General features: G+C 70.6%; 18 protein-coding genes and 6 tRNA genes. 11 read left to right on the top strand and 13 right to left on the bottom strand.

Annotated features, from left to right (window positions below):
- Nucleotides 1-136: 136 nt before the first annotated feature.
- Nucleotides 137-210: transfer RNA gene (locus ACFYW3_RS20075), tRNA-Met, on the bottom strand.
- Nucleotides 211-543: 333 nt separating this feature from the next.
- Between ACFYW3_RS20075 and ACFYW3_RS20070 the strand changes: the two genes are divergently transcribed.
- Together ACFYW3_RS20070 and ACFYW3_RS20065 are read left to right on the top strand one after the other, a co-directional pair.
- Nucleotides 544-616, top strand: a tRNA-Lys gene (locus ACFYW3_RS20070).
- 621 nt (nucleotides 617-1,237) lie between these two features.
- Nucleotides 1,238-3,115 carry a choice-of-anchor R domain-containing protein gene (locus ACFYW3_RS20065; protein ID WP_351756982.1) on the top strand — a complete coding sequence of 626 codons (1,878 nt, stop codon included), beginning with the start codon at nucleotides 1,238-1,240 and terminating at the stop codon, nucleotides 3,113-3,115.
- 164 nt (nucleotides 3,116-3,279) lie between these two features.
- On the opposite strand, the gene ACFYW3_RS20060 is transcribed toward ACFYW3_RS20065, so the two are convergent.
- The 5 genes from ACFYW3_RS20060 to ACFYW3_RS20040 form a co-directional block, all read right to left on the bottom strand.
- Nucleotides 3,280-5,562, bottom strand: coding sequence for a DEAD/DEAH box helicase (locus tag ACFYW3_RS20060; protein WP_389386902.1), 2,283 nt, complete (start codon nucleotides 5,560-5,562; stop codon nucleotides 3,280-3,282).
- A gap of 264 nt (nucleotides 5,563-5,826) precedes the next feature.
- A complete protein-coding gene (locus ACFYW3_RS20055; RefSeq protein ID WP_389386901.1) occupies nucleotides 5,827-6,462 on the bottom strand; it encodes a hypothetical protein in 636 nt (211 codons plus the stop codon).
- Between the two features lie 48 nt (nucleotides 6,463-6,510).
- A complete protein-coding gene (crcB, locus tag ACFYW3_RS20050; RefSeq protein ID WP_389386900.1) occupies nucleotides 6,511-6,885 on the bottom strand; it encodes a fluoride efflux transporter CrcB in 375 nt (124 codons plus the stop codon).
- Nucleotides 6,882-7,355: a CrcB family protein gene (locus ACFYW3_RS20045; RefSeq protein ID WP_389386899.1), complete on the bottom strand. Its 474-nt coding sequence runs from the start codon at nucleotides 7,353-7,355 to the stop codon at nucleotides 6,882-6,884. The genes crcB and ACFYW3_RS20045 overlap by 4 nt, the downstream gene beginning before the upstream one ends.
- 4 nt (nucleotides 7,356-7,359) lie before the next feature.
- Nucleotides 7,360-7,710 carry a metallopeptidase family protein gene (locus tag ACFYW3_RS20040; RefSeq protein ID WP_030012899.1) on the bottom strand — a complete coding sequence of 117 codons (351 nt, stop codon included), beginning with the start codon at nucleotides 7,708-7,710 and terminating at the stop codon, nucleotides 7,360-7,362.
- A 103-nt stretch (nucleotides 7,711-7,813) separates the two neighbouring features.
- Between ACFYW3_RS20040 and ACFYW3_RS20035 the strand changes: the two genes are divergently transcribed.
- The 3 genes from ACFYW3_RS20035 (at nucleotide 7,814) to ACFYW3_RS20025 (ending at nucleotide 8,094) form a co-directional block, all read left to right on the top strand.
- Nucleotides 7,814-7,886 (top strand) — tRNA-Glu (locus tag ACFYW3_RS20035).
- A gap of 38 nt (nucleotides 7,887-7,924) precedes the next feature.
- Nucleotides 7,925-7,998 (top strand) — tRNA-Asp (locus ACFYW3_RS20030).
- Nucleotides 7,999-8,020: 22 nt separating this feature from the next.
- Nucleotides 8,021-8,094, top strand: a tRNA-Phe gene (locus tag ACFYW3_RS20025).
- 40 nt (nucleotides 8,095-8,134) lie between these two features.
- Here the strand turns inward: ACFYW3_RS20025 and ACFYW3_RS20020 are convergent.
- The 3 genes from ACFYW3_RS20020 to ACFYW3_RS20010 form a co-directional block, all read right to left on the bottom strand.
- The gene (locus ACFYW3_RS20020) at nucleotides 8,135-8,995 is read right to left on the bottom strand and encodes a cytochrome c biogenesis CcdA family protein (protein ID WP_389386898.1); all 861 of its coding nucleotides are present in this window, start codon (nucleotides 8,993-8,995) and stop codon (nucleotides 8,135-8,137) included.
- On the bottom strand, nucleotides 8,992-9,738 hold the full coding sequence (locus ACFYW3_RS20015; protein WP_389386897.1) for a DsbA family protein: 747 nt from the start codon (nucleotides 9,736-9,738) through the stop codon (nucleotides 8,992-8,994). Before ACFYW3_RS20015 ends, ACFYW3_RS20020 begins: the two co-directional genes overlap by 4 nt.
- Before the next feature lie 63 nt (nucleotides 9,739-9,801).
- A complete protein-coding gene (locus ACFYW3_RS20010; protein ID WP_351756996.1) occupies nucleotides 9,802-10,227 on the bottom strand; it encodes a hypothetical protein in 426 nt (141 codons plus the stop codon).
- Between the two features lie 118 nt (nucleotides 10,228-10,345).
- On the opposite strand from ACFYW3_RS20010, the gene hrpA reads away from it, so the two are divergent.
- Together hrpA and ACFYW3_RS20000 are read left to right on the top strand one after the other, a co-directional pair.
- Nucleotides 10,346-14,269 carry an ATP-dependent RNA helicase HrpA gene (hrpA, locus tag ACFYW3_RS20005; RefSeq protein WP_389386896.1) on the top strand — a complete coding sequence of 1,308 codons (3,924 nt, stop codon included), beginning with the start codon at nucleotides 10,346-10,348 and terminating at the stop codon, nucleotides 14,267-14,269.
- A 69-nt stretch (nucleotides 14,270-14,338) separates the two neighbouring features.
- Nucleotides 14,339-14,412 (top strand) — tRNA-Asp (locus tag ACFYW3_RS20000).
- A 756-nt stretch (nucleotides 14,413-15,168) separates the two neighbouring features.
- Here the strand turns inward: ACFYW3_RS20000 and bldC are convergent.
- Together bldC and ACFYW3_RS19990 are read right to left on the bottom strand one after the other, a co-directional pair.
- Nucleotides 15,169-15,375 carry a developmental transcriptional regulator BldC gene (gene bldC, locus ACFYW3_RS19995; protein ID WP_003949541.1) on the bottom strand — a complete coding sequence of 69 codons (207 nt, stop codon included), beginning with the start codon at nucleotides 15,373-15,375 and terminating at the stop codon, nucleotides 15,169-15,171.
- A 546-nt stretch (nucleotides 15,376-15,921) separates the two neighbouring features.
- Nucleotides 15,922-16,776 (bottom strand): hypothetical protein, encoded by an 855-nt coding sequence (locus ACFYW3_RS19990; RefSeq protein ID WP_389386895.1) that lies wholly within the window; start codon nucleotides 16,774-16,776, stop codon nucleotides 15,922-15,924.
- A gap of 205 nt (nucleotides 16,777-16,981) precedes the next feature.
- Here ACFYW3_RS19990 and ACFYW3_RS19985 point away from each other — a divergent pair, with 205 nt between their 5' ends.
- Complete coding sequence (locus ACFYW3_RS19985) at nucleotides 16,982-18,076, top strand: Glu/Leu/Phe/Val dehydrogenase dimerization domain-containing protein (RefSeq protein WP_351757003.1); 1,095 nt, start codon at nucleotides 16,982-16,984, stop codon at nucleotides 18,074-18,076.
- A 286-nt stretch (nucleotides 18,077-18,362) separates the two neighbouring features.
- A complete protein-coding gene (locus ACFYW3_RS19980) occupies nucleotides 18,363-18,629 on the top strand; it encodes a DUF3073 domain-containing protein (protein ID WP_053680255.1) in 267 nt (88 codons plus the stop codon).
- A gap of 86 nt (nucleotides 18,630-18,715) precedes the next feature.
- Here ACFYW3_RS19980 and purM read toward each other — a convergent pair whose 3' ends face one another.
- Together purM and purF are read right to left on the bottom strand one after the other, a co-directional pair.
- Nucleotides 18,716-19,786: a phosphoribosylformylglycinamidine cyclo-ligase gene (gene purM / locus ACFYW3_RS19975; protein ID WP_351757006.1), complete on the bottom strand. Its 1,071-nt coding sequence runs from the start codon at nucleotides 19,784-19,786 to the stop codon at nucleotides 18,716-18,718.
- Nucleotides 19,787-19,922: 136 nt separating this feature from the next.
- Nucleotides 19,923-21,440 (bottom strand): amidophosphoribosyltransferase, encoded by a 1,518-nt coding sequence (gene purF / locus ACFYW3_RS19970; RefSeq protein WP_267803332.1) that lies wholly within the window; start codon nucleotides 21,438-21,440, stop codon nucleotides 19,923-19,925.
- 160 nt (nucleotides 21,441-21,600) lie between these two features.
- Here purF and ACFYW3_RS19965 point away from each other — a divergent pair, with 160 nt between their 5' ends.
- Both ACFYW3_RS19965 and ACFYW3_RS19960 read left to right on the top strand, forming a co-directional pair.
- Complete coding sequence (locus tag ACFYW3_RS19965) at nucleotides 21,601-21,696, top strand: putative leader peptide (RefSeq protein WP_323178891.1); 96 nt, start codon at nucleotides 21,601-21,603, stop codon at nucleotides 21,694-21,696.
- A gap of 158 nt (nucleotides 21,697-21,854) precedes the next feature.
- The gene (locus tag ACFYW3_RS19960; protein ID WP_389386894.1) at nucleotides 21,855-23,294 is read left to right on the top strand and encodes a sulfatase-like hydrolase/transferase; all 1,440 of its coding nucleotides are present in this window, start codon (nucleotides 21,855-21,857) and stop codon (nucleotides 23,292-23,294) included.
- The last annotated feature ends 54 nt before the right edge of the window (nucleotides 23,295-23,348 follow it).

Here is a 23,348-nt window from a genome sequence, read left to right as displayed (position 1 = left end):
AGGTCCGCGGGCGACCGGGCCGGGGCCGTACGGGTGACGCGGGCGCGCACACCGGGTGGGAACGACCAGGGCACGGACGGAGTGCGGGAACGACGAAGGCCCGGCCCCCCTGAGGGGACCGGGCCTTCGTACTGAGTAGCGGGGGCAGGATTTGAACCTACGACCTCTGGGTTATGAGCCCAGCGAGCTACCGAGCTGCTCCACCCCGCGTCGGTAAACACAACTCTACGTCATGTGGGGGACGGCCCCCGCCAATTAACCCCCCGGGGACCCCACAGAACACCATCACCGCAGGTCAGAGGCCTTGAGAATGGATACGGGCCGACCCTCCGAGGGCCTCGCGCGGCCCCGCCCCGCCGGTGTGGGACCCGCGCCACGCCGACCGGACGGGCCCTCACCAGGGCTCGGGGGCCGGTGGATCCGCGGCGTGCGCGCGGGTGAAGGGCGCCGACCACCGGTGGCGGGAAACCGCCGGGCCGCTCCGGTCGATACCCGATCGGCCTCGCGCCCCTCTGCGGCTATGCTCTGGGGTGAGCACGCCGAGGGCCATTAGCTCAATTGGCAGAGCAGCGGACTTTTAATCCGTTGGTTGTCGGTTCGAGTCCGACATGGCCTACTGCTCGCAGGCGGTGGTCAACCCCTCTGGCCTGCTACTGAGCGCCCCACCCGGTTTCGGCCAGGTGGGGCGCTCAGTCGTTTCCGGACCCGTGCGTGAGCGGACGGCCCCGGACGGAGCGCCATCGAGCGCCACGGCGTGGGCTCTCCGGGGACGGGCGTCGTCTCCAGCGCCTCTTCGACGGCCACTACGGCGCCCGCAAGGCGGCGGGAAGGGGACCGCGGATCTGAGGAAACGATACTTCTGGAGCAATCGCGTGAATGCGCCGAGAAGTGGCCATGGCGGTCCCGGAATGCTTGGCAGAATCGGTTCCGGCCTGCCGCCGGCGGGCCCCAAGACGCCGGGTATCCGTACCTCCCGTACGTGACACCACGGCCGCAGTGATCACCCAGACCCCGTGATCGCCCCTGCCCCGACGCCGCAACCGCAAGAAGCCCCTGACGATGGCTCGCCCGTCTGACGCGACCATCCCGCGGGCCGCCGTCATGCCTCAGGGAAGCCTGACTTCCGGTACGCGGCGGTCGAGTTGGCACACCTCACAGAAGGAACCCGCCCTCCCACCGCCCAGGCCCTGCCCCACTGCCTCTTCTGCCTGGTGTCAGGCCGCCTGAAAGGAAATCCATGACGCGTACGAGGTCCGCAGTGCTGTCCGCCACGCTCCTGGCCGGCCTGCTGGGCGTGGGAAGCACGCCCGCCGCGGGAGCCGTCGGCGGCTACGACGGGCAGCCGGAGCACGATGTCGCACTGTCCGCCATCGCAGCCGCGGGAAGCGCCGCCGCCCAGGAGTTCCGGACCGGGGACGGACGGCTGTCGCGGGTGAGCCTCTACCTGAAGAGCGCTGCCGCGGCCGGACGGATCACCGTCGAGGTCCGCACGGTCCGTGAGGATCCCGGTACGGCGGTCGCCTCCCGGACCGTCGACCTCGCGCAGTCGGGCGGAGCCGGGGCGGGCTGGCTCGAGATCCCCTTCGACGACACCCGCCTCCAGCCGGAGACCACCTATCACCTGGTCGCCCAGGCCACCACGGCCGGCGGCGAGCCGGTCACCTGGTACGGCACCCGCCACACCGTCAAAGATGCTCCGGTGAGCTGGGACCGGAATGCGAGCGGCGGCTGGCGGGAAGGAGAGGGACGCCTCGCGTTCTTCGTGAATCCCGCCGGGAGCGAACGCTGCGGTGACGTGGAGGTGTGTTACGTGCCTGCCGATCAGCCCGAGCGCACCTCGGGCCTGCTCTTCAACGGGACGGCGACCGAGGCCGTACAGCCGGCGCTCGCGGTCGGCGCGTCCTATGTGGAGGGCAGCAACGTGCTGCGCCTGCCGTCGGGCAAGTGGCGGTACCTTCCCGCGGGCGCGACCGCTTCCGTGGTCGTCGACGCCGATGACCCCGGCGCACTGGCACAGATCACCGCGTCCCGGCAGTGGGTCGCCTCCGGCCGGATTCCCGGCACCCCCGGCATCCGGCGGCAGAGCGCGGAGCGCGCCCTGCTGTCCATGAGGGCCCTGCTGCAGCCGAACGGCTCCTTCGCCGCGGCCTGGTACCCCTTCTGGGACTTCTCCTGGCCCCGCGACTCCAGCTTCGCCTCGGCCGCGTTCGCACACACCGGCCACGACGAGGAGGCCTACCGGATCCTCACCTACAACGCCCGGACCCAGCGCGCCGACGGGACCTGGGAGGCCCGCACCCGCCTCGACGGCTCCGGCCCCCCGGACTCCCGGCCCTGGCAGCTCGACGCCAACGGCTGGGTGCCCTGGGCCGCCTGGCAGTGGTACCAGAGCGCACCGACCGCGAGCCGTTCCGGCCGCCTCGAAGCCCTCTACCCCATGCTCGGCAAGGCCGCCGACCACACGGCCGGCTCCCTCGACGCCGAGGGGCTGCCGCCCGCCTCACCCGACTACTGGGAACTCCCCACCAGCACCGTCAACATCGGCACGGCGGCCCCCCTGCTGGCCGGTCTCAATGCCTCCGCGGACCTCGCCCGCTGCCTGGGACACACCGAGGACGCCGCACGCTGGGCCGACGCCGCCCGGCGGCTTTCCGCGGGGATCGCGAAGCGGTTCGCGCCGATCGGCTACCAGCGCACCATCGACGGCCTCCACGGCCGCGACAGCGCCGCCGCCTTCATGGCACCGCCCTTCAACACCGCCCCCGCCGGCCTCCCCACCGCCCTCGACGACACCTACCGGGCGCTGCTGCGGCCCAACGGCGGCGTGATCCCCGGCGACGACCCCCAGACCCGGTGGGGCGACATCACCTGGACGGCCAGCACCTCCTTCTTCGCACTCGCCTGGTCCGGGCTGGGCGAACAGAAGAAGGCGGGCGACGTCGTCGACTGGGTCCTGTCCAAGCGCAACGCGCTCGGCGAACTCCCCGAGACCGTCACCGCCGACGGCCGCCCCAAAGCGGTGGTCCCCCTCGGATGGACCGACGCGATCATCCTCGCCTCCCTCCTCGGAACCGACGGCACACCACTGCCCACGCCACCCACCGCCTGGAACTGACCCGAGGGGGGCTCAGGCGTTCGCGGGTGCTCTCGGACGCAGTTGGCGCGAACGGCAGCAGGGACGCGGCGGCGGGCACACAGCGGCAGGGACGGGAAAGGGCTCGGCCCCCACCGCACCGGAGTGCCGTGGGGGCCGAGCCCGTGTCAGATGACGCTCAGACGTCAGCCGTTGCGCTTCCAGCGCGGCTTGTCGTCACGACGGCCGCCGAAGGAACCGGTGGAGCCGGTCGAACCGGAGCCGGAGGGACGGTTGTCGTCACGACGGCCGTAGGGGCGGTCGCCGGCGCCGCCGGAGCGGAAGCCACCGGACGGACGGTCGCCACCGGAGCGGAAGCCACCGGAGGGACGGTCGTCGCGACGGAAGCCGCCACGGTCGCCACCGCGGTCGTCACGGTTGAAGCCGCCCGAGGGACGGTCGTCGCGACGGAAGCCGCCACGGTCGCCACCGCGGTCGTCACGGTTGAAGCCACCGGAGGGACGGTCGTCGCGACGGAAGCCGCCACCACGGTTGTCGTCACGACGGTCGCCACCGGAACGGAAGCCACCGGACGGACGGTCGTCGCGACGGAAGCCGCCACGGTCGCCACCGCGGTCGTCACGGTTGAAGCCGCCCGAGGGACGGTCGTCGCGACGGAAGCCGCCACCACGGTTGTCATCGCGACGGTCGCCACCGGAACGGAAGCCACCGGACGGACGGTCGCCGCCGGAGCGGAAGCCGCCACCGCGGTTGTCGTCACGACGGTCGCCACCGGAACGGAAACCGCCACGGTCGCCACCGCGGTCGCCGCGGTCGTCGCGACGGTTGTCACGGCGCTCGAAGTTGCCGCGGTCCTCGCGACGCTCGAAGGTGCGCTCCTGGACGACGGGCTCGGCCACGGCGGCCGCGACCTCGGCCTCGGCGGCCTCGACCACCTCGGCGACAGCGGCGTCCGGGTCCTCGCCACGCTCGCGGGCGGAGCGGGCGACGAGGCGGTCGGCCTCCTCGCGCAGCTCGCCGGCGCGGCGGGTCAGGCGCTCCAACTGCTTGGTGAGGTCGGCGACCTCGCGCTCGGCCTGCTTGGCCGCGTTGTTCGCGGAGTCGGCCTGGACCTGCGTCAGCGAACGCGCACCGGTGATCTCGGCGACCTCGGGGTCGAAGGCGCCGACGCCCTGGACGATGTGGCGCGAGGCGTCGACGCCCGCGTCCTCCATCAGGCGGAAGATCTGGCGACGCTGGTGCGGGAGCGCCAGCGACACGACGACACCGGACTTGCCGGCACGGGCGGTACGGCCCGAGCGGTGCAGGTAGTCCTTGTGGTCGCCGGCCGGGTCCACGTTCAGGACCAGGTCGATGCCGTCGACGTGGATGCCGCGGGCGGCGACGTCGGTGGCGACGAGCGCGTTGACGTAGCCGTCCTTGAAGTCGGCGAGGACGCGGGTACGGGCGCCCTGCGTCATGCCGCCGTGCAGCGCGTCGGCCTTCACGCCGGCCTCGATGAGCTGCTCGGCGATGCGGTCGGCGCCCAACTGGGTGCGGACGAAGATGATCGTGCGGCCCTTGCGGGCGGCGATCGCGGCCGTGACGGGCGCCTTGTCCTTCGGCTTCACGACGAGGACGTGGTGGGTCATGGTCGTGACGTTGCCCTGCGCGCTGTCGACCTCGTGCGTGACGGGGTTCGTCAGGTAGCGCTTGACCAGGGTGCCGATCTCGTTCTCCATGGTGGCGGAGAAGAGCATGCGCTGACCGCCGCCGGGGATCTGGTCGAGCAGCTCGGTGACCTCGGGCAGGAAGCCCAGGTCGGCCATCTGGTCGGCCTCGTCGAGGACCGCGACCTGGACGTTCGCCAGGGAGCAGGCACCGCGGTTGATGATGTCGCGCAGACGGCCGGGGGTGGCGACGAGGACGTCGACACCGCGCTCCAGAGCGAAGATCTGGTTGCTCATGGAGGTACCGCCGCAGACGACCTTCATCTTGAGGCCGAGCACGTCGCCGTAGGGCTGGAGGGCGTCCGCGACCTGCATCGCGAGCTCACGCGTCGGCGTGAGGATGATCGCGCGGGGCTTCTTCTTCTCGGTGTGACCGCCGGCCAGGGAGGCCAGGGTCGGCAGACCGAAGGAGAGGGTCTTGCCGGAGCCGGTGCGGCCACGGCCGAGGATGTCCTTGCCGGCCAGGGCGTCCGGGATGGTCGCGGCCTGGATCGGGAAGGGGCTCGTGACGCCGTTCTGGGCGAGCTTGCGCACGATGCCGTCCGGCAGACCGAGGTCGCCGAAGGTGATGGTGGGTTCGGCGTCGGCCTCGTCGGCCTCGTCGATGGACTGGTCGGTCACGTCGGCCTCAAGAGCCTCAATGATCTCGTTCGCCTCAGCGGCCTCGATGGCCTCGGTGACCGCGAGGGTCTCGGCGGTGACGATCTCGTTCGAGTCGTTCTCGGGCATGACGGTGCGGTCAGAACTGGAAATGGACATGCGAAATGCGAAACCTTCCGGAGTCTCGGCACGCGCCCAAACTCCGTGAATCGCAAATCGACCGCCTCAATGCGGTCAGCCACGGCTAGGGAGTACGCGCCACACGGCGCTCTTCGGATTCGGCGCCGGGCAATGGGATCAAACGATCTATAACCATACGCACCCTCCTGGGGGTCTGGCAAGTCGCTCCCCCCAGAGGCGCCTGACCTGCGACGATCCCCGGAGGACAGGGCCGGACAACCGCCGGCGAACCCTCCGGTACGACTACCCGACGACCGGCGGGCTGGGCTCCGGCTGAGGCGGCGTGGGCTCCGGGGTGGGCTGTGTCACAGGCGGTTCGGGAGTGGGTTCCACCACAGGCGGAGTGGGATTCGACCCTCCGGACCCACCGGCGGCCGCGCCACCGCCGGAACCCGATCCCGACCCCGATCCCGTACCGGCGGAACCCGAGCCGCCTGAACCGGCGGCACCACCGGCGGCGGAGCCCCCGCCCGTCGGCTGCTGGGGCCCCTGGCCACCCGCCCCGCCACCCGGCCCGGCCGACGGCGAGGGAGCACCCGGCTTGGCGGGCGCGCCCGGACTGGGCGAGGCCCCGGTCGCGCCGGAGGCCTTGCCCGGCTCGACGGTCTTGCCGTCCGGGGTGGTCCCCGTACCGTCCTTCGCGCCGCGGCCGTTGCCGTGGACGCCGGAGCCCCGCCCGGAGACGGTGCCGCCCGCCGAGCCGGCGGCGTCCTTGGCGCCCACCGAGGCGGAGGGGCCGGGTTTCGCGGCGTTCTCGCCGACGCTCATGCAGCCTGCCGACGCCGCCACCGCGAGCGCGGTGACGGCCAATCGGAGGGAAGCGGACAACTGGCGCACGGGTGGCACCTCCGGGACGGGGAGCAGCGGAGCGTTCCGCATGAGCGGGTCAATGTGCCCAACTCCCCGTACCCCGTAAGAGACACGCCCTCAACCGAAGAGCCGGCCGGCCACCTGCGAGCCCAGGTGCACGGCGCCCAGCCCCACCAGCACCGACGCCAGGACGTTCGCCGCGGCGAGGAAGCGGTCGCCGCGCTCGACCAGTCGCAGGGTCTCGTACGAGAACGTCGAGTACGTGCTGAGCGCCCCGCACAGTCCGGTGCCGAGGAGCAGGCCGAGCCGCGAGGAGGCGGCACCGGCCAGCGTCGCCCCGGCCAGGGTTCCCAACACCAGGCAGGCGGCGGCGTTCACGACGAACGTGCCCCAGGGGAAGACCGAGTCGTGGCGCCCGCGCACCGCGCGGTCCGTGAGGTACCGCAGCGGCGCCCCGATCACCGCGCCGGCCACCACCAACAGCCAGTTCACGCCCGCCCCCGTTCCCGCAGCGCCGCCCGGGTCACCGCCGCGCCGGCCCAGACCGCGGCCAGCGCGGCCACCACCGTCAGACCGGCGTACGTCAGCGCGGTCCCCACGAGCCCTCCGTCGAGCAGCCCGGAGAACTCCAGGGCGTAGGTGGAGAAGGTGGTGAAGCCGCCGAGCACCCCGACACCGAGGAAGGGCCGCAGGAGCGGGTGCGGCGAGGTGCGGCCGTCCTCGGCGATCGCCGCCATGAGCACGCCGATCAGCGCGCAGCCCACGACGTTGACCCAGAAGGTGTCCCAGGGAAAGGCGCCGGGGGCCGCCGGCCACAGCAGGGCCGCCCCGTGGCGCGCCGAGGCGCCGATCGCCCCGCCGACCGCGACGGCCGCGAGGACGCGTACCTGCGGTTCGGTGCTCCCGGGTGGATCGGCGTCGGGGTCGATCGACGCGGCGTCCTCCTCGTCGGCGCCGGTCACCGGCTCACCCGTAGCCCAGGGCGTGCAGTCGCTCGTCGTCGATCCCGAAGTGGTGGGCGATCTCGTGGACCACGGTGACCTCCGTCTCCGCGACCACGCTCTCCCGGTCCTCGCACATCCGCAACGTGGGGTTGCGGTAGATCGTGATCCTGTCGGGCAGCACCCCGGCGTACCACTCGCCGCGGTCGGTGAGCGGGGTCCCCTCGTAGAGCCCGAGGAGCTCCGGATCGTCCGCGGGCGGCTCGTCCTCGACGAAGACCGCCACGTTGTCCATCAGCCGCGTGAGCTCCGGCGGAATCCGGTCCAAGGCCTCTGCGACGAGCTCTTCGAACTCCTCGCGCGTCATCTCCAGCACCCCGTCATTGTCGCTCCGGGGGAAACCGTTTTGGCGATAGCTCCCCGGATCCCATATGCTTCTCACGTCCCCGACGCGCTGCAAAGTGCCCGGCGGGCCTTTAGCCCTCATCGTCTAGTGGCCCAGGACGCCGCCCTTTCAAGGCGGTAGCACGGGTTCGAATCCCGTTGGGGGTACGCAAAACCGTGTGCGAGACTTGTCTCGCACATTGCAAGGACCTGTGGAGCAGTTGGTTAGCTCGCCACCCTGTCAAGGTGGAGGTCGCGGGTTCAAGTCCCGTCAGGTTCGCTGAAGCTCGTAAGAGTTTCGTGGCTGGGTAGCTCAGTTGGTACGAGCGATCGCCTGAAAAGCGATAGGTCGCCGGTTCGACCCCGGCCCCAGCCACAAGAAAGAAGGCCCCGTCCTCGGACGGGGCCTTCTTGCGTCACTCCTCCGCCACGTCCGTCCCCTCCGTCACGCCCTTCGCGCTGCGGACCGTGCGGCGCCACCGCGTCAGGGCGATCGCCCCCGCGGCGACGGCGACCAGCCCGAGCAGCGCCCCGTCCGGTACCGCGTCGGCGATCGAGCGGACGCGCTGCTCCACCGCGAACGAGTCGTCCACGTCCAGCAGTCCGGGCAGCGCGCTCGCCCCGTCGTAGATCAGGAACAGCGCGCCCAGGGTGATGAAGAACAGCCCCGACAGCACCGAGGTGGTGTGCAGCCCGAACCGGCCCACCCGGATGGTCCGGCCGCGGAGCCAGCGCCTGCGGCCCAGCTCGAAGCGGTCCCACAGCAGGGCCAGCAGGAACAGCGGCGCGGCCATCCCGAGGGCGTAGACGGCCAGCAGCAGGCCGCCGTAGACCGGGCTGCCGCTGACGGCAGCCACGGTCAGCACGCTGCCGAGGATCGGGCCGGCGCAGAAACCGGCCAGGCCGTAGACGGCGCCGAGCGCGTACACCGACAGGGCGGTGGTCGGCCGGATCCGTCCGGAGAGCTCCGCGATCCGCCGGGAGGCGAAGCCCAGGCCGAGGATCTGCGCGATCCCGAGCGCGATGATCAGCCAGCCGCCGACGAGGACGAGGGTCTCGCGGTTGCCGTGGAAGAACCGGCCCGCGTACGAGCCGGCCGCGCCCAGCGGTACGAGGGTGCTCGCGAGGCCCGCGTAGAAGATCCCGGTGCGGGCCAGCAGCCGTGACGTGGAGTCGATCGAGTACGCGAAGAAGGCGGGCAGCAGCAGGGCGCTGCACGGGCTGAGCAGCGCGAGGAGGCCGCCCAGCAGGGCGGCCAGGTATCCGATGTCGGTCACTGCTTGGCCGCCGCCTCGGCGCGGGCGATGGCGCCCTCGAAGGCGTCGAGGGGCTGCGCGCCGGCGAGGGGCTGCCCGTTGATCAGGAAGGAGGGGGTGGAGGTGACGCCGATGCGGTAGCCCTCCTCCTGGTCGGCGCGCACCGCCGCGGCGGCCTCCTCGCCGGCCATGTCGCGCTTGAAGCGCTCCAGGTCGGGCACCCCGGCCTCGGCGGCCAGCTCGGCCAGTCGGGCCTCTCCGAAGCCCTTCTCCTTGGCCCCCTCCGCGTAGGCGGCCGCGTGGAACCGCTCGAAGCGGTCCTGCCGGCCCGCCGCCCAGGCGGCCTTGGCGGCGGCCTCGGATTCCGCGCCGAAGATCGGGAAGTTGCGCCACTCGATGCGCAGGGTGCCGGCCTCCACGTACTTCTTCACCAGTTCGGGTTCGGTGTCCCGGGCGAACTTGCCGCAGTAGCCGCACTTGAAGTCGGAGTACTCGATCAGGACGACGGGCGCGTCGGCGCGGCCGACGGCGAGCTTGTCGGCCGCGTCGCGGCGGGCGAGCTTCAGCAGTTCGGGGTTGGCCTGCGGTGCGGGGCGGGCGGAGGCGGAGGCGGTGTCGCCCGCGTCACTCCGCTCCCCGGGGGCGGTGGCCTGCCAGGAGACCAGGCCGAGGGTGACGGCGGCGATGGCGACCCCGGCCGCGATCAGCAGGGGCCGGTGCGGGGAGGGCTTGCGGGAGGAGAAAGGGGAGGGGGAAGGGGACATGCGGGTGCTCCGAGGCTGCGGGGTGCGGGTGGAAGGACGGACCGGCGGAAACGACCGGTCCTCCTAGACCCGCAACACCGACAGCTCCACGGGGCCCGGCGTCGTTCGGTCGGGCCCGCGGACGAGGACCCGTACGGGTGTCGTCCGCCAGGCCGCCGGCTGCTCCGCCGCGATCCGGGCGGCCGGGGCGGCGTGCTGCGGGTCGCCGCAGCGGGGCGGCACCGCCGGGACCCGGCCGTGGTCCCCGCCGGGAGAGCAGGAGGGGCCCTGCCCGGAGCCCACCGAGGCGGCGGGCGGCGGTGTCGTGGCGGGGCGCGGAGAGGCGGCCGGTACGCGAGGGGTCGGTACGGGAGCGGTCGCCCGCGCGAAGGTCGTCGTCGCGCCGGCGGCCTTCGGGGCGCCGCCCCCGGCCGCCGTCGCCGGGATCCCGGCGAGCAGCACCGCGAGGAGGGCGCCCAGCAGACACCACACTCCCCGGGCGCGGAACATGGCGGGCCTCTCACTCGTACGGCAGGCGGGTTCAGGTGATCTCGTCCCGAAATGGTACGGGGAGGGGGCACAAATGCGTTCGCCACCCGGCACTCCCGGGTGAGATCCTCGACCAGGTATGTCTACTTCCTTCGCCGCCCTGCAGACGCTTCTCGGTGAGATCTCCCTCCGCGACGCGCACCGCCTCGGCCGCCGCCTCGAGGGCGCCCGCCGCATCCGCAAGCCCGAGGCCAAGCAGGCCGTGCTCGACGAGATCGCCGCGGAGGCCGAGAAGGCCGCCGCGCGTCTGGCCGGCCGTGCCTCGCGCAAGCCGGAGATCACGTATCCCGAAAACCTTCCCGTCAGCCAGAAGAAGGACGAGATCGCCGAGGCGATACGCGACCACCAGGTCGTGATCGTCGCCGGCGAGACCGGTTCCGGCAAGACCACGCAGATCCCCAAGATCTGCATGGAGCTGGGCCGCGGCGTCCGGGGCATGATCGGGCACACCCAGCCCCGCCGGATCGCCGCCCGCACGGTCGCGGAGCGGATCGCGGAGGAGCTGAGGTCCGAGATCGGGCAGACGGTCGGCTGGAAGGTCCGCTTCACCGACCAGGTGGACCAGGACGCCACCTTCGTCAAGCTGATGACGGACGGCATCCTCCTCGCGGAGATCCAGACGGACCGCGAGCTGCGCGCCTACGACACGATCATCATCGACGAGGCCCACGAGCGGTCGCTGAACATCGACTTCCTGCTCGGTTACCTGGCCACGCTGCTGCCCAAGCGCCCCGACCTCAAGGTCGTCATCACCTCGGCCACCATCGACCCGGAGCGGTTCTCCCGGCACTTCGGGGACGCGCCGATCGTCGAGGTCAGCGGACGCACGTACCCGGTGGAGGTCCGCTACCGCCCGCTCCTGGAGGAGGAGGGCGACGACTCCGACCGGGACCAGATCACGGCGATCTGCGAGGCCGTGGACGAGCTGCAGTCCGAGGGGCCGGGCGACGTCCTGGTCTTCCTCTCCGGCGAACGGGAGATCCGCGACACGGCGGACGCCCTGAACAAGCGCAACCTGCGGTTCACGGAAGTGCTGCCGCTCTACGCCCGCCTCTCGCACGCCGAGCAACACCGGGTCTTCCAGCAGCACACGGGCCGCCGGATCGTCCTCGCGACGAACGTCGCCGAGACCTCGCTGACCGTCCCGGGCATCAAGTACGTGATCGACCCGGGCAACGCCCGCATCTCCCGCTACAGCCACCGCACCAAGGTGCAGCGGCTGCCCATCGAGCGGATCTCGCAGGCCAGCGCCAACCAGCGCAAGGGCCGCTGCGGTCGTACGAGCGACGGCATCTGCATCCGGCTGTACTCCGAGGACGACTTCCTCTCCCGCCCCGAGTTCACGGACGCGGAGATCCTGCGCACCAACCTGGCCTCGGTCATCCTCCAGATGACCGCCGCCGGTCTCGGCGAGATCGAGAAGTTCCCCTTCATCGACCCGCCGGACCACCGCAACATCCGCGACGGCGTCCAGCTCCTCCAAGAGCTCGGCGCCCTCGACCCGGCCGAGAAGGACCACAGCAAGCGGCTCACGCCGATGGGCCGGCAGCTCTCCCAGCTCCCGGTGGACCCGCGGCTGGCGCGCATGGTGGTGGAGGCGGACAAGAACAACTGCGTCCGCGAGGTCATGGTCATCGCGGCGGCGCTGTCCATCCAGGACCCGCGCGAGCGGCCCTCGGACAAGCAGACGCAGGCGGACCAGAACCACGCCCGCTTCAAGGACGAGACCAGCGACTTCCTCTCGTTCCTGAACATGTGGCGCTACGTGCGCGAGCAGCAGAAGGAGCGCGGCTCGTCCTCGTTCCGCCGGATGTGCAAGCAGGAGTACCTGAACTTCCTGCGGATCCGCGAGTGGCAGGACATCTACTCGCAGTTGCGCACGGTGGCGAAGTCGATGGGGATCCACGTCAACGAGGCGGACGCCCCCGAGCAGCACGTGCACATCTCGCTGCTGGCGGGTCTGCTGTCGCACATCGGTCTGAAGGACACCGACAAGAACGAGTACCTCGGCGCGCGGTCGGCCAAGTTCGCGATCTTCCCCGGGTCCTCGCTGTTCAAGAAGCAGCCCAAGTTCCTGATGTCGGCGGAACTGGTGGAGACCTCGCGGCTGTGGGCGCGGGTGAACGCCAAGGTGGAGCCCGAGTGGGTGGAGCCGCTGGCGCAGCACCTGATCAAGCGCACCTACAGCGAGCCGCACTGGGAGAAGGACCAGGCGGCCGTGATGGCGTACGAGAAGGTCACGCTGTACGGCGTGCCGATCGTCGCCCAGCGGAAGATCAACTACGGCCGGATCGACGCCGAGGTCTCGCGCGAGCTGTTCATCCGCAACGCCCTGGTCGAGGGCGACTGGCGCACGCACCACAAGTTCTACGCCGACAACCGCAAGCTCCTCACCGAGGTGGAGGAGCTGGAGAACCGGGCACGGCGCCGCGACATCGTGGTGGACGACGAGACGCTCTTCGACTTCTACGACCAGCGGATCCCCGAGCACGTGGTCTCCGGGGCGCACTTCGACTCCTGGTGGAAGCACAAGAAGCGGGACGAGCCCGAACTGCTCGACTTCGAGCGGGAGATGCTCCTGACGGAGAAGGCGGCCGGGGTCACCAAGGCCGACTATCCGGACTCCTGGCTCCAGGGGCCGCTGAAGTTCCGGGTGACCTACCAGTTCGAGCCGGGCGCGGACGCGGACGGCGTGACCGTCCACATCCCGCTCCAGGTGCTGAACCAGGTCACCGAGGAGGGCTTCGACTGGCAGATCCCGGGCCTGCGGGAGGAGGTCGTCACGGAGCTGATCCGTTCCCTCCCGAAGCCGATCCGCCGGCACTACGTGCCCGCGCCGAACTTCGCCACGCGCTTCCTGGCCACGGCGCACCCCATGCAGGAGCCCCTGCACGTGACGCTGGCCCGGGAACTGCACCGGATGGTCGGAGTGCCGGTGTCCGCAGACGACTTCGACCCGGGCCGGATCCCGGACCATCTGAAGATCACCTTCCGGATCGTCGACGAGCGCCGCAAGAACCTCGCGGAGGACAAGGACCTGGAGGCGCTGCGGCTGAGGCTCAAGCCGAAGGCCCGCCAGGCCCTGTCCAAGGCCGCCGCGGCGACCGCCGAGCGGGCGGGCGGGGAGTCGGTCGAACGCTCCGGGCTGAGCGACTGGACCATCGGGACGCTGAGCAAGGTCTTCGAGACCCGGCGGGCGGGTCAGCCGGTCAAGGCGTACCCGGCGCTGGTGGACGCGGGCGCGAGCGTCTCCGTGCGGCTCTTCGACACGGAGGCCGAACAGCGCCAGGCGATGTGGCTCGGCACCCGGCGGCTGATCCTGCTCAACATCCCGGTGAACCCGGCGAAGTTCGCCTCGGACAAGCTCACCAACCAGCAGAAGCTGGCCCTCTCGCGCAATCCGCACGGTTCCATCCAGGCGCTGTTCGACGACTGCGCCACGGCGGCCACCGACCGGCTGATCGCCGCCCACGGCGGCCCGGCCTGGGACGAGGCGGGCTTCCGCAAGCTCTTCGACGCGGTGCGGGCCGACCTGGTGGACACGACCGTGCGGACGGTGGACCAGGTGCAGCAGGTGCTGGCCGCCTGGCAGGCCTGCGAGCGGCGTCTGAAGGCGACCAACAGCCTGGCCCTGATGGCGAACGTCCAGGACGCGAAGACGCAGCTGGCGGCGCTGATGCCGGCCGGCTTCGTGACGCTGACCGGTCTCAAGCGGCTGCCGGACCTCATGCGCTACCTGGTGGCGATCGACCGGCGGCTCCAGCAGATGCCGACGGGCGTCCAGCGCGACACCACGCGCATGGAGAAGGTCCACGAGATGCGGGACGAGTACCTGTGGCTGCTGGAGCAACTGCCGAAGGGTCGGCCCGTGCCCGAGGCGGTCACCGAGATCCGGTGGATGATCGAGGAACTGCGCGTCAGCTACTTCGCGCACGCGCTCGGGACGGCGTATCCGATCTCCGACAAGCGCATCGTGAAGGCGGTGGACGCGGCCGCCCCCTGATCGGGTTCGACTGCACCCCCTGAGCTGTTGTACAGTCTGATTCGTAACCGCCCAGCGGCTACAAATCAAGGACCTGTGGAGCAGTTGGTTAGCTCGCCACCCTGTCAAGGTGGAGGTCGCGGGTTCAAGTCCCGTCAGGTTCGCAGAAACGTCAGGGCCCGTATCCCTCAGGGGATACGGGCCCTGACGCGTTGACGGGTCCGCTCACCGCCGGTCCGCTCACCGACCGGTCCGCTCACGGCCGGTCCGTTCACCGCCGGTCCGCTTGCAGGTGTGCGGGCCGTGCGGGCTCCGAGTCGGGGGCGGTTCGCCCACCGAACGCCTGAGGGGCGCGGGGCGGCCCGGAGGCCCGTGGATCACATCCGCGACCCGCAAGGCGCGCAGAGGGGCCCTGGAGGCCTTTCCGGGGCCATCGATCGCCCCATCCGGCCCATCGGCCCCCACGGGTCACGTTCCCGTTTCATCGCGTCCGCGCCCCTTGCCTCGTCCGGCCGCATTCTCGTGCCCGAGTCGGCGGCCGGCGACCGCGCCGGGCGAAATCCCTCGTCCGTATGACGCGCCCTGTCGCTCACGTCCCCTTACGGGGTGCATTGCCGGGTGTACAAGAGTGATCAGCTGTGACGGGTGTCACCACATGAGTTTTTGAGACTCGCACATTTATGGCGGTCATACGCCGACTCGATTTTATATGTGCAATGGCACCCACCCCCGCGGGGCTGCCGGGAGTCCCGCGCTTTCGCCGCCCTCCGGGCATAAAAAAGATCGCGCTGGACCCGGCGGAGTCCAGCGCGATCGAACAGCGGAACCTGTTGGGGCAGGCCCTGCCGTTTGAAGCTTTTGGGTTTCATCGGATTGGGGGACCCGATTCAGACCCGTCAAAAAGGTCCTGCTTGCGAGCCTCAGGCCTCGCTGCGCTGCTGCGGAATTCCCGCGAGCAGTGCGCGAACCTCAGCCTCGCGGTAACGGCGGTGTCCACCCAGGGTGCGGATGGACGTGAGCTTGCCAGCCTTGGCCCAGCGGGTGACCGTCTTCGGGTCCACGCGGAACATCGTGGCGACCTCAGCCGGGGTCAGCAGCGGCTCGGCATCAGGGGTGCGAGCGGTCATGAGCGGCCTCCTCGGGAGAACCGAACCATCTCGGTTCTTTCCTCTAAATTCTGCACCTTGGCCCACGTTGCCCGAAATGGACATACGCAGGCCGAGTCGGTTATAGGACGAACGGCTTGTCCTCGGCACTACAACTACACCATCCGTCCAGCCTCGACGGCCAAACCGATGGAATTGCCCTCCGAGGTGTTCATCAGCGGCGGAAGCCGATGGACCGTCCCATAACGGACAGTCACCCCACTGTGACGATCAGTCACAGAGCGATCAGGAGTCGTCAGACCCCCCATAGAGTGCAATACCGAGCATTCCGCCCTTACTTGGACGGAAGGAACCCTCCCCGGACTCCTTGTCCTATTTTGGCACGAGGGTAGGGGAAGGGCGCAAGGGTGTAGATAGTGCGGTCCGTCACGCTTGGGCCAATGGCCCGTATCGGGACGTAGGTCCCGGCACTAAGACCCCAATACCGTGATCAAGGCTCTGATCTGCGACTTATGGCCGATCGGACGATACGGGCGACACGGCGGGCGCGCCAGGGGTCTCCGGTACCTAATTGGCGAACAGTCTCTCCCGGACGGCCTGCCAGCGCTCCGCCAGCTCCCCGTACGTCCGGGCCGCGCCCTCCCGGTCCCCGGCCCGCAGCTCCGCGATCCCCCGCGCCAGATCCCGCGCGGAGCGGTCGCCGGCCAGCCCGGCCTCCGGCAGGGTGTGCGTCAGTCCTCCGTAGTCCAGTTCGACCATGGAGCGCGGGTGGAACTCCTCCAGCCAGCCGCCGACCTCCGCCAGACCCTCCGTGAGCATGCCGTACCCCTCCGCCTCGCGCAGGGTCCGCAGCCCCCGGGCGAGCCGGCGCCTCGCCTGCACCATCGGGGTGCGGTAGCGCAGCCGCTCGCCCGGGAGGTACTCCCGCTCCTCGTCGGCCACCAGCACGAACCACCGCAGCGGGACCTGCCAGACCCCGGTCCGGATCCACGGGCGGCCGTCCGGGTTCCGCTCGCGCCACGCCTCGTACTCCTCGGTCGCCCGACGGCGGGCGGCCGGGGGCAGTGCCGCGTCCAGCAGCGGGCGCGGGAACCACTCCACGAGTTCCTCCAGCGCCAGCCAGCCGCGCAGCCTGGTCCGCCACGGGCAGACCAGCAACGTCCCGTCCCACTCGGCGGTGAAGGCGTCGGCGCTCTCGTGCCGGGGGACCGCGACCAGGGGCACCCGCACCAAGTCCGCCAGCGACCGGCGCAGTTCGTCCTGGGCGGTCGGGGTGTCGCCGCGCCGGGCGTAGTCGGCCCAGTGCGTGCGCTCCGGCTCGGGGAAGGCCGCCAGTGGCTCGTAGACACGCAGGTAGGAGGCGTAGGGAACGGTCGGCGCGGATCGCGCGGAAGGCGGCCGGGGGTCGGGGGATTCGCTCACGCTCTCGTACTCCCCCGCGCCGGCCGGCGGTACTCCGGCGGGCGCCCACGAGGTCGTCGGGACCCCGCCCGGGACCCGGGAGTGTTTCGATCCCCGGACAGGACGCCTGCGCGGGCCCCTCAGGTCTTACGCTGCTCCCAGCGCGCCCTCCCCCACCCGCAGGGGGGCGTCTTCCCGCCGCATCTCTTCCATGGGAGTCACCACCGTGACCGAAATGACCGACGGCGTCCTGCACACCCTGTTCCGCACGGAACAGGGCGGCCACGAGCAAGTCGTGCTGTGCCAGGACCGAGCCACCGGCCTCAAGGCTGTCATCGCCATCCACTCCACCGCCCTGGGCCCGGCCCTCGGTGGTACCCGCTTCCACGCGTACGCCTCGGACGGGGAGGCCGTGCTCGACGCGCTGAACCTCGCGCGCGGCATGTCGTACAAGAACGCCCTCGCCGGCCTCGACCACGGCGGCGGCAAGGCCGTGATCATCGGCGACCCGGACATCCTCAAGAACGAGGAACTGCTGCTGGCCTACGGCCGGTTCGTGGAGTCCCTCGGCGGTCGCTACGTGACGGCCTGCGACGTCGGCACCTACGTCGCGGACATGGACGTGGTGGCCCGCGAGACCCGCTGGGCGACCGGTCGTTCCCCCGAGAACGGCGGCGCCGGCGACTCCTCGGTCCTCACCTCGTACGGCGTCTTCCAGGGCATGCGCGCGAGCGCCCAGCACCTGTGGGGCGACCCGACCCTGCGCGGCCGCAAGGTCGGCGTCGCGGGCGTCGGCAAGGTCGGCCGGCACCTGGTGGAGCACCTGTTGGAGGACGGCGCGGAGGTCGTCATCACCGACGTCCGGCGCGAGTCGGTGCAGGAGATCCTCGACCGGCACCCGGGTCGGGTGACCGCCGCCTTCGACACGGACTCGCTGATCCGCACCGAGGGCCTGGACATCTACGCCCCGTGCGCGCTGGGCGGCGCCCTCAACGACGCGTCGGTGCCGGTGCTGACCGCCAAGGTCGTCTGCGGCGCGGCGAACAACCAGCTCGCCCACCCGGGTGTGGAGAAGGACCTCGCGGACCGCGGGATCCTCTACGCCCCCGACTACGTGGTCAACGCGGGCGGGGTCATCCAGGTCGCCGACGAGCTCCACGGCTTCGACTTCGACCGGTGCAAGGCCAAGGCGTCGAAGATCTTCGACACCACACTGGCCATATTCACACGTGCGAAGGAAGACGGGATTCCGCCGGCCGCGGCGGCCGACCGGATCGCCGAGCAGCGGATGGCCGACGCGCGCGGCGTCGTCGCGGTCTGACCCTTCCGGGGCTCTCGGGACCCGCCGGAGGCGCAGGGAGACGGAACTCACTGCCCTTCGGCGGGTCGCCCGCCAGGAAAGGGTTAAAATCGCAGCTGACCAGCGAGTACGGGGTGTCTCGTTGGTACTGCATCGGCGCGCGTGATGCGGGCGGCGTACCGTATGGCCGCTGAAGCAGGTACCGTTGAACCCCTACGGACGGTCTCTCCACGGAGAGTCCGCTCCGAACCATGAACGCGTGTCAGACTCTGGGGCCGTCGAGCCCCGTCACCGAGGGGGTCGAGCCATGGGGCGCGGCCGGGCCAAGGCCAAGCAGACAAAGGTCGCCCGCCAGCTGAAGTACAACAGCGGCGGGACTGACCTCTCGCGTCTGGCCAATGAGCTGGGCGCATCGCCGACAGAGCCGCTGCCCGTCAGCGCGCCGGTCGAGGTCGATGACGATCTGGATGACGAAGACGACCCGTACGCCAAGTACGCGGCCCTCTACAACGGCGATGACGACGAGGACGAGGACGATGAGTCCGGTCCTTCGGCTCAGCGCCGCGGCGCTTGACGCTCTCGGCGTCGGCGTCTGCAAAAAGTCTCAAAAGTACTGAAACCCGGTCCAGGGCATCGCCCCGGACCGGGTTTCAGTGCTGCTCAGCTCGCGTAGGAACCGGTCAGGGTCGCGCCTTCGGTGTGGTCGCCCCGGTCCAGGATCTCGCCGGCGACCCAGGCGTCCACGCCTCGGTCGGCCAGTGCGGTCAGGGCCACGTCCACCGACTCCTGCGGGAGCACGGCCATCATGCCGACGCCCATGTTGAGCGTCTTCTCCAGCTCCAGGCGCTCCACCTGTCCGGCCTTGCCGACCAGGTCGAAGATCGCACCGGGGGCCCAGGTCGCACGGTCGACCGTGGCGTGCAGGTGGTCCGGGATCACCCGCGCCAGGTTCGCGGCGAGGCCGCCGCCCGTGATGTGCGAGTACGCGTGGACCTCGGCCGTGCGGGTGAGGGCGAGACAGTCCAGCGAGTAGATCTTGGTCGGCTCCAGCAGCTCCTCGCCGAGGGTCCGGCCGAGCTCCTCGACGTGACCTTCCAGGGGCATCCCGGCGCGGTCCAGGAGGACGTGCCTCACCAGCGAGTACCCGTTCGAGTGAAGACCGGAGGAGGCCATCGCGATGACGGCGTCCCCCGTACGGATGCGATCCGCGCCCAGCAGCCGGTCGTACTCGACGACTCCGGTGCCGGCGCCCGCCACATCGAAGTCGTCGGGGCCGAGGAGACCCGGGTGCTCGGCGGTCTCGCCGCCCACGAGGGCGCAGCCGGCGAGGACGCAACCCTCCGCGATGCCCTTCACGATGGCCGCGACACGCTCGGGGTGGACCTTGCCGACGCAGATGTAGTCCGTCATGAAGAGCGGCTCGGCGCCACAGACGACGATGTCGTCCATGACCATCGCGACCAGGTCGTGGCCGATGGTGTCGTAGACGCCGAGGCGGCGGGCGATGTCCACCTTGGTGCCGACGCCGTCGGTGGCGGAGGCGAGCAGGGGGCGCTCGTAGCGCTTGAGGGCGGAGGCGTCGAAGAGGCCGGCGAAACCGCCGAGGCCGCCGAGGACCTCGGGGCGCTGCGTCTTCTTCACCCACTCCTTCATGAGTTCGACGGCGCGGTCGCCCGCTTCGATGTCGACACCTGCTGCTGCGTAGCTGGCACCGGTGGTCTTCTCTGTCATGACAGGAGAGAGCTTTCGTGTCGTTACTGCGGGTGGTGCACAGCCCTGGGAGAAGCTTGAAAGACAGGGCCGGGCGCAGGTCGAGCTGGGGCCGAGCCGGTCCGACCCGACCTGGTGGGGTCGGGTCGGACGAGGGCTACGGGCGCCGGAGCGCGTCGGCGGCGTCGGTACCGCCGGCGAGTTCGGTCTCCAGGAGCTGCTTGCCGAGGAGCTGCGGGTCGGGCAGTTCCATCGGGTACTCGCCGTCGAAGCAGGCACGGCAGAGGTTCGGCTTCTGGATGGTGGTCGCCTCGACCATCGCGTCGAGCGAGATGTACGAGAGCGAGTCGGCACCCATCGACGTGGCGATCTCGTCGACCGTCATGCCGTTCGCGATGAGCTCGGCCCGGGTGGCGAAGTCGATGCCGAAGAAGCACGGCCACTTCACCGGCGGCGAGGAGATCCGGATGTGGACCTCCGCCGCGCCGGCCTCGCGGAGCATCTTGACCAGGGCGCGCTGGGTGTTGCCGCGGACGATCGAGTCGTCCACGACCACCAGGCGCTTGCCTCGGATGACTTCCTTGAGCGGGTTGAGCTTGAGGCGGATGCCGAGCTGGCGGATCGTCTGCGAGGGCTGGATGAAGGTCCGGCCCACGTAGGCGTTCTTGACCAGTCCGACGCCGTACGGGATTCCGCTGGCCTCGGCGTAGCCGACGGCGGCGGGCGTGCCGGACTCCGGCGTCGCTATCACCAGGTCGGCGTCGACCGGGGCTTCCTTGGCGAGGCGCCGCCCCATCTCGACACGCGAGAGGTAGACGTTCCGGCCGGCGATGTCGGTGTCCGGGCGCGCCAGGTAGACGTACTCGAACACGCAGCCCTTGGGCTTCGCTTCCGCGAATCGGGAGCTGCGCAGGCCGTTCTCGTCGATCGCGATGAGCTCGCCCGGCTCGACCTCGCGGACGAAGCTGGCGCCGCAGATGTCGAGGGCGGCGGTCTCGCTGGCGACCACCCAGCCGCGGTCCAGGCGACCGAGGACCAGCGGGCGGATGCCCTGCGGGTCACGGGCGGTGTAGAGGGTTCCCTCGTCCATGAACACGAGCGAGAACGCGCCCTTGACCTGAGGGAGGACCTTGGTGGCCGACTCCTCGATGGTCAGGGGCTTGCCCTCGTCGTCGACCTGGCCGGCCAACAGGGCGGTGACCAGGTCGGTGTCATTGGTGGCCGCCACCTGGGTGGCACGGCCGTCCTGACGGGGGAGGTCGGCGACCATCTCGGCGAGCTCGGCGGTGTTCACCAGGTTGCCGTTGTGACCCAGGGCAATGGAGCCGTGGGCGGTCGCGCGGAAAGTGGGCTGCGCGTTCTCCCAGACGGAGGCTCCGGTGGTCGAGTAGCGGGCGTGACCGACCGCGATGTGACCTTGGAGCGAGCCGAGAGAGGTTTCGTCGAAGACTTGGGAAACGAGGCCCATGTCCTTGAAGACGAGGATCTGGGAACCGTTGCTCACAGCGATTCCCGCGGACTCCTGTCCACGGTGCTGCAGCGCATACAGTCCGAAATAGGTGAGCTTGGCGACCTCTTCACCCGGAGCCCAGACACCGAAGACGCCGCAAGCGTCCTGGGGGCCCTTTTCGCCGGGGAGCAGGTCGTGGTTGAGTCGTCCATCACCACGAGGCACGCTCCCGAGTGTAGGCGAGATCGACCACTGGTCCGAATTGGGGACGACCCGTAAAAGTCACAGTGCGGACAGTCGGGTAACCCGTGCGGAGGGTGACTGTCTCGATATCCGGAATGCCCTGGTTGACAGCCTGTCGTCGATTCGTACAAGCTTCCGGCTCATGCAGCCTCTCGGTGACCGCACCGTCACCCTCGTCGAGCGCCGGCACGTGGACCTCGTCCGTGTCGCGAGCGCCATCTGTTGTTGCCGGGCGTAGTTCCGCCCCGCGCTCCGGCGCGCCTTTTCTGATTTTCCCGGCGCCTCTCGCCGATTTCCCCCGCAGTGCCTTTTCGCTCGCCCCAGCCCGTTCCGCCGTGCCGTGCGCCGTCCCGCGCCGCCGCGGGGCAGGCCGGCGGGCCATGCCCTGGAGCACCTGTGACCTCGTCCGAATCCCACCTGTCCCGACGTACCTTCGGCGGGGCCGTCGGCGCCGCCGCCGCGGCCGTCGGGCTGGGGGCCGCCGCGCCGGCCGCCGCCGCACCCGCCTCCGCACCCGCCGACGCCCGGCACGCGGGCTCCGAGGAAAGGGAGTTCAAGGCCGCCCGGGGGCGTCACTCCCGGCGGCCGAACATCCTGTTCATCCTCGGCGACGACCTCGGCTGGGCGGACCTGTCCTCCTACGGGTCCCCGCACATCAAGACCCCGAACCTGGACCGGCTCGCCCGCCAGGGAGTCCGGTTCACCGACGCGTACTCCGGCTCCGCGACCTGCTCGCCGACCCGCTTCAGCCTGTACACCGGGCGGTACCCGGGCCGTACCAAGGGCGGGTTGGCCGAGCCGATCGCCGACAAGTCCGTCGGCCTGGAGCCCACGCACCCGACGCTGGCCTCGCTGCTGAAGGAGTCCGGCTACGCGACCGCGTTGATCGGCAAGTGGCACGCGGGGTACCTGCCGGACTACAGCCCGACCCGGTCCGGCTGGGACGAGTTCTTCGGCAACTTCGGCGGGGCCCTGGAGTACTACTCCAAGCTGGGGCTCGGCGGGGAGTACGACCTTTACGAGGGGGACGCCGAGTACAAGGACCTGCGGTACTACACGCGGATCATCACCGAGCGGGCGAGCGAGTACGTGTCCCGCGACCACCACGGCAAGCCGTGGCTGCTGAACCTCAACTTCACGACCCCGCACTGGCCTTGGATCGCCGACGGCGACACGAAGGAGAGCGCCGAGATCGTCCGCCGGATCAAGGCGGGCGACGGCCGGGCCCTGTGGCACCAGGACGGCGGCTCGGTGGAGAAGTACAAGGAGATGGTCGAGGACCTCGACCGTTCGATCGGCGAGGTGTTGAAGGCGCTGAAGCGCTCCGGCCAGGAGCAGGACACCCTGGTCGTCTTCTCCAGCGACAACGGGGGCGAGCGCTTCTCGTACAACTGGCCGCTCTCCGGCAACAAGGCCTCGCTCCAGGAGGGCGGGATCCGGGTGCCGAACATCGTGCGCTGGCCGGCGCGCCTGGACGGCGGGCAGGTCAGCCACGTCCCGGTGTTCAGCCCGGACTGGACGGCGACGCTGCTGGAGCTGGCCGGTGCCCGGGCGAACCGCGCGTACCCGCTCGACGGGGTGAGTCTGGCCGGATACCTGCTGCGGGGCGAGCGGGTCGCGGAGCGGAACCTGTTCTGGCGGGTGCGGGGCGAGCGGGCGCTGCGTCGCGGGGACTGGAAGTACTACCGGGGCAAGGCCGGCAAGGACCAGTTGTTCAACCTGGCCGGGGACGTCCGCGAGCAGGCCGACAAGGCGGCCGTGGAGCCGGCCAGGCTGGCCGAACTGCGGGCGGCCTGGGAGAAGACGGACGCGACGCTGCTTCCGTACCCGGCCTGATCCGGCCCTCTGAGCTGCCTGGTCCCGGTCCTGGTCCTGGTCTTGGTCCTGGTC

This window comes from Streptomyces sp. NPDC002602, assembly GCF_042889445.1.
In the GTDB taxonomy this organism is placed as follows: Bacteria; Actinomycetota; Actinomycetes; order Streptomycetales; family Streptomycetaceae; genus Streptomyces.
This window is presented reverse-complemented; position numbering and strand designations above follow the sequence as displayed.